We start from the raw sequence: 5511 nt of genomic DNA, 5'->3' as shown, positions 1-5511 counted from the left end.
CGATCCTGCTGGCCAACGACAAGGCGGAGGCCGAGCGGCGCCGACGAAAGCGCGCCGCCTGAGCGCCTCGCGCGGGCCATCGGGGCCGATCCGAGGGACGGGTCTGTCCAATGGACGCGGAAGATGACAAGAATTCCCATCGCTGCCCCGTATTCCTCGCTGACGGCCTCGAACCGAATGAAAATCCACCGCCGGTGCGGCATGAGGCCAGCGGTTTTTTTGAATTCAACGGGGTTTTCTTCCAGGCACTATTTACCAAGGAAATCAGATAGATCCGGCGTTCTTCCGCCGGTACCCTACCGGGCCATGCGTCAGGGGTAACCCTGGGGTGTGAAGCGTCCGGGACACTGTAGCCTCCGTCGCTCAGACGGGCAACCAAGCCGCGAGGTGAGATTGTGACTGCCAGCCTCAAGGCGGTCGGGAGCTGGGGTTGAAGGGCAGGGCTAACTCAGGTGAACCGCTGTTGAGCCGTCGTTAATAAGAACATGCCAAAGAGGCTGATGAGGCATGGACCAAAAGGTAGGCAGTCAGGTCGGGGCTCCCATTGCTGGCCCCGCGCAGATGTCGCACTGCCGGCGGACAGGCGGAGCCTAAACCCTTCGGGAGTGGTACACATGCGAAACGTGGTAAGCCCGATCGCTCCCACAAGGACGGTGGACAGCGACCCGCAAGGGTCGACCCGTGGGCGAGCGGGTAAAGGATGCCGGAGCAAGCGAAGGCCGATCCGTAATGGGTCGGATAGGGGTTCAAGCTTTGCCCTACCCCGAAAGGGGGCAGACTTCCGGCTGGTCTTGACTCACGAAACGGGTGAGGAAACGCTCAACATGCGTGGTTTCTTTGGACAATGAGCGCCTTTGGCGTCATTGAAGGCCCGCAAGGCTTGGCGGCACACTGGTTAGCCATCGATTGGTCCAGGATACGTCGCCAGGTCAGCCGAGTACAAGCCAGAATCGTGAAGGCGGTCAGAGCCGGCAAGTGGCACCGCGTGCGGTCGCTACAACGCCTGCTCGCCAACTCGCTGGCCGCCAAGCTCTTGGCGGTGCAGCGGGTCAGCTCCAATCGGGGCGGCAAGACGGCGGGGGTCGACGGCGTTGTGCTGAAGATGCCCGCGCAGAAGTGGCGACAAGCCCACCAGTTGAATGCGAAGGACTACACGCCAAAACCGCTGAGACGGATCTACATCCCCAAGAAAAATGGAAAACACCGCCCGCTGGGTATTCCGGTGCAAGCCGACAGGGCCGAGCAGGCCCTGGAGCTGCTGGCGCTGGATCCGGTGTCGGAAACCCTGGCCGACCGGTGCTCCTACGGCTTTCGTAAGGCACGCGGGGCGCAGGACGCAATCGCCAGGTGCTTTTTGGCGCTCAGCCGACGCGACAGCGCCGAATGGATTCTGGAAGGGGACATCCGGGCCTGCTTCGATGAGCTCTCACATCCATGGCTCCTCGAGCAGATCCCGACCAACCAAAGGAAATTGCGCGGTTGGCTCAACGCCGGGTTCATGGAACGCGGGGTCTTTCATCCCACCACGGAGGGTACTCCGCAAGGGGGGATTCTCTCCCCGACGGCGGCCAATATGGCTCTCGACGGGCTGGCCCAGCGCCTGCGGGCGCGCTTCCAGCCTCGCCACAAGGTCCAGCTGGTTCGCTACGCGGATGACTTCATCATCACCGGCACGTCCACGGCGCTGCTCGCCGATGAGGTCAAACCCCTGGTGCAGCAGTTCCTCAAGGAACGGGGCCTGGAGCTGTCAGAAGCGAAAACCCGGATCGTGCACATCGACGACGGGTTTGACTTCCTCGGCTTCAACCTGCGCAAGTATCACGGAAAACTGCTCATCAAACCGGCCAAACCCAGTATCGCGGCGGTCAAGGAGAAGGTTCGGATCATCTTCCGCACAGGCGCGAGCCTACCGCAGGACGTGTTGATCGAACGCCTCAATCCGGTCATTCGGGGCTGGGGCAACTATTACCGCCACGTCGTGAGCAAGGAAATTTTCAGCGACATCGACTCCGCGATCTGGCGCATGACATGGAACTGGGCGAAACGACGTCATCCCCGCAAAGCCCGCAAGTGGGTCAAGGATCGATACTATACCCACCGCGGCGGCCGCGACTGGGTGTTCACGCACGGATCGGTCACGCTCTTCCGGATGGCGAGCATCCCGATTCGACGCCATGTAGCCATCCGCGGTGACGCCAACCCCTACGATCCGCAGCACGCCGACTATTTCGTCGAGCGGCGCGCGCGTCAACGGGGACGGCCACCCGCCCACGCGCCTTCATGGCTCATCACGTGACGCGTCCTCGCCACAACCCCGTTGACCGCCGGGTGCTTCACGGCGCCTTCTCAAAGCTTGAGCCGTGTGCGGTGAAAGTCGCAAGCACGGTTCTTAGGGGGCAGGGCAAACGCATCAGTCATTGCTTATATAGCGTTGCCAGGGATGCTGACTTGAACGTGCATCACCCGGTCTGGAATAGAAGGTCTGACAGGTACTTGTCGTCCCAGCCCGCTTTTAGGCGTTTGTTCTTGATACCCATCTTCTCGCGCGTGTCGTTTTTCAAGCGGGTCAGCGCAATGTGGCGAAGCACGGCGAAGTTCTCGCGCGCCTGCGGATTGCGCAGCCGCGAGTCGTCCTCGCGGAAGGCGACATCGAGGCTCCAATGCAGATCGTTCTCGATCCCCCAATGACCGCGCACGGCCCGCGCAAAACGCTCGGCGTCGGTGCCGATGCTACCGATGTAGAAGCGATACTCGGTGGAGGTCTGGCCGTCGACCTCGCGCTGCGACTCGACCATACCGATCATGTTCATCCCCTTCCACAGCGCGCGCCGGGAGAGGCCATCGAGATGGCCCAAGGTGTAGTAGCGACGGGTCTCGACGCGCCCATGGTTGCGTTCGCGCGTCTCGAAGACCTGCGCGTCCAACCCCGCGTAATCCTTGGCATCGGCGTCGATGAAGGCCTCCTCGACCTCCTCGGCCAAGGTGCCCTGGTTGCCCTTGAGCGCCAGCACGTAGTCCCCACCGGAGGCGATGATCTGCTCGGCGATCTTGGTCTGGCAGCCCATCGCATCGATGGTGACGATGCATCCGTTCAGCATCAGCAGATCGAGCAGGCGCGGAATCGCCGTGATCTCGTTGGACTTCGCCTCCGTGGCCACCTGCCCCAGCACCACACGATTGGCCGTCGCCCAGGCGCTGACCATGTGCAGCGCACCCAAGCCCGCCTTGCGATTGTGTGAGCGCCGCACGGACTTGCCGTCGATGGCGACCACTTCCTCCGGTATGGTTTGGCGAACGGCATTCACCCAGGCGCGAAAGCACTCCTCGAACGCTTGCGGTGCCAGCAGCGAGAACACCCGCCCGAAGGTATCGTGCGAGGGGATCCCGTTGGGCAGCTCCAGAAACTGGCGCAACCAGGCCTCCTTGGCCCGTGCGAACGCCGCGATGCTCACCCAATCGTCGGCGCCACAGATCACTGCGGCGACCGCAATCGCGATCATATCCAGCAACTTATGGCGCGCCTTCGTGCCGTCGCGCGGATCTTCCAGATGGCTGAAATGCTTGATCAGCGAGCGATCCGAATCGAGCGTCACTTCTTGAGCCTCCGCGATAGCCATCTCAGAATGTTGCGGAGGTTATATCATGTATATTCTATAAGAATATCATAATGCTATGATGCGTTTGCCCTGTCTTAGGGGGCGGGGTGGCCGTAAGGCCATCCTGCTACCCGACAGGGGCCGCGGGGTCACGATTTAGCTGACCCGGAACGGTAGACGTTTTGCGGGTGCCGGGGTTCTGGGACTCCGGGGTCGGGTCTCACATTGCCCATTCTAGTTAGTGTTTCAGCATTTTACGGAGTTCGCGTGCCCCTCGGCCAAACCGGCGGCGCGCTTTGGTGGTCTTTCGGCAGTGGAGGGCGTTACCGGCACGGGCGGCGAGTTGCCCCGCATATGTACCGTTGGGGGTTCGTGCTCCCACATGGCTGCATCACGCCCGCTCACACGAGGCTAGACCTGGGACCATAAGTTCTGCTCTAAGAGCCGCGGTGAGAACAGCTATGTGGAACTTCGGGAAACGTTGACGAAGAGCTTGCGTGATCGCAAGATCTGAGCAGCAACGGCTTAAGCCATTCCGGCTCGATCCCCGCTAGATCCCCGCGACCACCTGCCGAAGGCCCCCATGCGCTTGACTACCGACGAGATCGCCTGCATCCGCGACAGCGTTCAAGCGCATTTCGGGGCAGGGAGCCAGGTGTGGCTGTTCGGCTCTCGGCTCGACGACGATGACCGGGGCGGTGACGTCGACCTCTACGTCGAGCCGGCCGGCGCGCTGCCGGAAAATCTCTTCCTCGCTCGCCAGGCATTGCGTGCCGAGCTCGAACGCCGCCTCAAGCGCCCGGTGGACCTGGTGGTGCGCCGGCATACGCTCACGGCGTTCATGCGCCAGGCCAAGGCGGAGGGGAAGCAGCTATGACCGGACGGCGGGATGTCCTCGCGGAGATCCTGAAGGCACTGCAACAGGCCGCTGATCGCCTGCGCGTCACCCACGCTGGCGTCTCGGACTGCTTCCCGCTCACGCCGGACCGCATCGTCGCGCTGCCGCCAGGGGAACAAGAGCGCCTGGACGCCTACGCCATCCGCTATGCGCGCTGCCAAGACCTGCTCTTCCCCGCCATGCGCGCATTCGCCAGGGCCCAACTGGAGCCAAAGGCCGATGGCACTTTCCTCGAGCTCCATGCGCTGATGCAAAAGCAGGGTATCGTCGGTGAACCCCGGGATTGGGAGCGGCAACGTGCGCTGCGGAACGCGGTCAGCCACGAGTATCCGGACCCGGACGCCATCGCCGACATCCTCAATGGCATCCACGCCGCAACGCCGGAGATCCTCAGCATTGCGAAACGCCTCGACTGGGCGGCGAAGCGCCTGCCGAATCTTGGTTGATATGGTCGCCGGGAGGTATCGCGTGCGGAACCTGCGTTTGGGGTCTCACATTGCATGCCGCATGAGCAAAACAAGGGGAAGGCGCGGGCAGCTTGACCGATGTTGCAGCTCCGACTAGCCTCGAATTCCAGCGCCCGCGGCTTGCGGCGCCCCGTCTATTTCCTGAACCGTGGCTGTGTGATGAGTATCCCGGCACCAAGAACGAAGCGACAAGCGCGATCGCGGATCGGTTGGTTCCAGTTGGCGATGGTGCTGGTGGCGGGTTTGAGCGCCTGCGCGCCTGGCAACAGCGCGACCTTCACGGAGCCTCTGAACTTCTCTGGCCCGGTGAATTGGGCTGCCTTGCCCTGGACGCGGGACGCAGCAGATGAAACGCCTATCCCGGATCTGCGCGATCGGCAGGCCGAAGCGGCGGCAGACCTGTTCTTTATCCACCCCACGACCGGGTGCGGCCTCGACATGATGTGCCATTGAGGAGTATCTTGTAACCTTCTGTGGCGAGAAGAGAAGGTGCGGCTGTGGCGACGGTGGTGAAGCGCTCGGGTGAGGAGGTGACGGTCGAGGTGACGGT

Annotated in this window: 6 protein-coding genes; 5 read left to right on the top strand and 1 reads right to left on the bottom strand. The window is 62.5% G+C overall.

Annotated features, from left to right (window positions below):
* Nucleotides 1-110 precede the first annotated feature (110 nt).
* Nucleotides 111-272: a hypothetical protein gene (locus tag CKO41_RS17710; RefSeq protein ID WP_200383226.1), complete on the top strand. Its 162-nt coding sequence runs from the start codon at nucleotides 111-113 to the stop codon at nucleotides 270-272.
* A gap of 572 nt (nucleotides 273-844) precedes the next feature.
* Entirely contained in the window at nucleotides 845-2296 is a 1452-nt protein-coding gene (gene ltrA / locus CKO41_RS17705; protein WP_200383225.1) for a group II intron reverse transcriptase/maturase, read from the top strand.
* A gap of 163 nt (nucleotides 2297-2459) precedes the next feature.
* Here ltrA and CKO41_RS17700 read toward each other — a convergent pair whose 3' ends face one another.
* A complete protein-coding gene (locus tag CKO41_RS17700) occupies nucleotides 2460-3617 on the bottom strand; it encodes an ISAs1 family transposase (RefSeq protein WP_200383224.1) in 1158 nt (385 codons plus the stop codon).
* A gap of 562 nt (nucleotides 3618-4179) precedes the next feature.
* Here CKO41_RS17700 and CKO41_RS17695 point away from each other — a divergent pair.
* From CKO41_RS17695 to CKO41_RS17685, 3 genes are all read left to right on the top strand, one after another.
* The gene (locus CKO41_RS17695) at nucleotides 4180-4473 is read left to right on the top strand and encodes a nucleotidyltransferase domain-containing protein (RefSeq protein ID WP_200383223.1); all 294 of its coding nucleotides are present in this window, start codon (nucleotides 4180-4182) and stop codon (nucleotides 4471-4473) included.
* Entirely contained in the window at nucleotides 4470-4940 is a 471-nt protein-coding gene (locus tag CKO41_RS17690; RefSeq protein WP_200383222.1) for a hypothetical protein, read from the top strand. The genes CKO41_RS17695 and CKO41_RS17690 overlap by 4 nt, the downstream gene beginning before the upstream one ends.
* A 99-nt stretch (nucleotides 4941-5039) precedes the next feature.
* Entirely contained in the window at nucleotides 5040-5414 is a 375-nt protein-coding gene (locus tag CKO41_RS17685) for a hypothetical protein (RefSeq protein WP_200383221.1), read from the top strand.
* Nucleotides 5415-5511: the final 97 nt, after the last annotated feature.

The sequence above is a fragment of the Thiococcus pfennigii genome, assembly GCF_016583835.1.
In the GTDB taxonomy this organism is placed as follows: domain Bacteria; phylum Pseudomonadota; class Gammaproteobacteria; order Chromatiales; family Chromatiaceae; genus Thiococcus; species Thiococcus pfennigii.
This window is presented reverse-complemented; position numbering and strand designations above follow the sequence as displayed.